General features: G+C 75.3%; 2 protein-coding genes. Both read right to left on the bottom strand.

The genetic code is table 11. The annotated features are described in order from the left end of the window. Positions 1-87: 87 nt before the first annotated feature. Positions 88-1,704: a histidine ammonia-lyase gene (hutH, locus tag Q4D18_RS11420; RefSeq protein WP_303128514.1), complete on the bottom strand. Its 1,617-nt coding sequence runs from the start codon at positions 1,702-1,704 to the stop codon at positions 88-90. 53 nt (positions 1,705-1,757) lie between these two features. Continuing rightward, a partial coding sequence (gene hutI / locus Q4D18_RS11415) for an imidazolonepropionase (protein ID WP_303128513.1) occupies positions 1,758-2,962 on the bottom strand: 1,205 nt, incomplete at its 5' end.

Genomic DNA, 2,962 nt, shown 5'->3' with positions numbered 1-2,962 from the left:
ACTGACGGCCGTCTAGACCATCAGGTGTTGCGAGGACCCCCTGAATCCGCCGCGCGGGAGGGGGCCGTCGTCGTCAGGGGGTGAGGGTCAGTGGCCCTCGGCCTCGGCACCCTCGGCCGGGTCGGACAGATCCTGCGGCTCGCGGTCGGCGGACGGGGCGGCGGCGAGCGCCTCCTCGACGGCGGCCAGCACGGAGCCGTCGCGCAGGGCCTGCTCGGCAGCGGCCAGCTGCGGGGCCATGAACCGGTCCGGGCCCGGGCCGGGCACGCCGGCCTCGCGGACGGCGCGCACGGCGGCGCCGGTGACGGGGCCGGGCTGCAGCGGGGCGCGCAGCTCGATGGCGCGGGAGGCGGCGACGAGCTCCACGGCCAGGACGCGGCGGAAGTTCTCCACGGCGGTGCGCAGCTTGCGGGCGGAGTGCCAGCCCATGGACACGTGGTCCTCCTGCATGGCGGAGGAGGGGATGGAGTCCACGGACGCGGGCACGGCCAGGCGCTTCATGTCCGAGACCAGGCCGGCCTGCGTGTACTGGGCGATCATCATGCCGGAGTCCACGCCCGGGTCGTCCACCAGGAAGGCGGGCAGGCCGTGGGAGCGGGCCGGGTCCAGCATGCGGTCAGTGCGGCGCTCGGACATGGAGGCCACGTCCGCCACGGGGATGGCCAGGAAGTCCAGCACGTACGCCACGGGGGCGCCGTGGAAGTTGCCGTTGGAGGACACGCGGCCGTCCTCGAGCACCACCGGGTTGTCGATGGTGGCGGCGAGCTCGCGCTCGGCGACGGTCTTCACGTAGGCGACGGTGTCCCGCAGGCCGCCGGCCACCTGGGGGGCGCAGCGCAGCGAGTAGGCGTCCTGCACGCGGGAGTCGCCCTCGCGGTGGCTGGCCACGATCGGCGAGCCGGCGAGGACCTTCAGCATGCGGTCGGCGGAGGCGGCCTGGCCCGGGTGCGGACGCAGCGGGGCGTGCAGCTCCGGCACGAACACGCGGTCGGTGCCCAGCAGCGCCTCCACGGACATCGCGGCGGTGAGGTCGACGACGTCGACGAGCGCCTCGAGGTCGTGCAGCGCCAGGATCAGCATGCCGAGCATGCCCTCGGTGCCGTTGACGAGAGCCAGGCCCTCCTTCTCGCGCAGCTCGACCGGCTCGATGCCGGCGGCGCGCATGAGCTCGCCGGAGAGCGCCTCGGTGCCGTCCGGGCCCACGGCCGGGCCCTCGCCCATGAGGGCCAGCGCCACATGGGAGAGCGGGGCGAGGTCGCCGGAGCAGCCGAGGGAGCCGAACTCGTGCACCACGGGGGTGATGTCGGCGTTGAGCAGGTCCACGAAGGTCTGCACGACCACGGGGCGCACGCCGGTGCGGCCGGAGGCCAGGGTGGTGGCGCGCAGGAACATGAGCGCCCGCACGACCTCCTTCTCCACGGCCGGGCCCATGCCCGCAGCGTGGGAGCGGATCAGCGACTTCTGCAGCTGCGCGCGGGACTCCTGCGGGATGTGCTTGTCCGCGAGGGCGCCGAAGCCGGTGGAGATGCCGTAGGTGGGCACCTCGCCGGCGGCGAGGTCCTCGACGTGACGGCGCACGGCGGCGACGGCGTCGATCGCCTCCTGGGTCAGCTCGACGCGGGCGCCGTGGCGGGCGACGGCGACGACGTCGGCCAGGGTGGCGCCGGACGGGCCGAGGGTGACGGTGGCGGGGGTGGTGGACATGGGGTGTTCCTTCTTCCGGTGGTCTGGTGGGAGGTGCTGCGGGGCGGGACGGGTCAGACGACGCGCCGGCCGGCCCGCCACACGGCGTGGGTGAGGGGCATGCCGGGCCGGTAGGCCAGGTGGATGGCGGCGGGGGCGTCGAGCACGTGCAGGTCCGCGCGCTTGCCGAGCTCGATCGAGCCGACCTCGTCCTGCCGGCGCAGGGCGATCGCCGAGCCCATCGTGGCCGCGCGCAGGGCCTCGGCCAGGGTCAGGCGCATCTGCAGGACGGCGGTGGCCACGTTGAAGGCCTGCGACGTGGTGTAGCTGGTGCCCGGGTTGCAGTTCGAGGCCAGCGCGACCTCCACCCCCGCGTCCAGCAGACGCCGGGCCGGGGCCAGGGGCGCCCGGGTGGAGAGGTCGCAGGCCGGCAGGCAGCCGGCCACCACGCCCGGGGTGCCGCTCGCCGTCGTCCGGTCCCAGCCGGCCCACGTGCCGGCGAGGGCCTCGACGTCGTCGTCGGTGAGGAAGTTGACGTGGTCCACGGAGGCGGCGCCGAGCTCGACGGCCACCGCGACGCCGGGGCCCTCCTCCAGCTGGTTGCCGTGCAGGCGCACGCCCAGCCCGGCCGCCCGGCCGGCCTCGAGCACGCGACGGGACTGCTCGCCGGTGAAGGCGCCGCGGTCGCAGAACACGTCGATCCACCCGGCGTGCGGGGCCACGGCCTCGAGCATGGGCCCGACGACGTCGGCCAGGTAGTCCTCCGCCTCCCGTCCCGGGGGCACCAGGTGCGCCCCGAGGAAGGTGACGGCGTCGATCTCGCCGGCCTCCCGCAGCCCGGCCAGCAGGCGCGCGTGGCGGGCCTCCTCCTCGATGGACAGGCCGTAGCCGGTCTTCGTCTCGATCGTGGTGGTGCCCCCGGCCACGGCATCGGCCACCCGGCCGCGCACGAGGCCGCGCAGGCGCTCGTCCGAGGCCGAGCGCGTGGCCTCCATGGTCACCCCGATGCCGCCGGCCGCGTAGGACTCCCCGGCCATCCGGGCCTCGAACTCGGCGGAGCGGTCGCCGTCGAACACCAGATGGGTGTGGGAGTCCACCCAGCCGGGCAGCACGGCCCGGCCCTCGACGTCGGTGCGCGCGTCCGCCGCGGGGGCCTCGGCGGACGGACCGATCCAGGCGATCCGCCCGTCCTCGACGACGACGGCGGCGTCCGTCAGCACGCGCGCCTCGGCGTCCACGCAGGTCAGCTCGCCGATGTTCGTGATGAGCTCGGAGGTCA

This window comes from Micrococcus sp., from assembly GCF_030523875.1.
Lineage (GTDB): Bacteria > Actinomycetota > Actinomycetes > Actinomycetales > Micrococcaceae > Micrococcus.
This window is presented reverse-complemented; position numbering and strand designations above follow the sequence as displayed.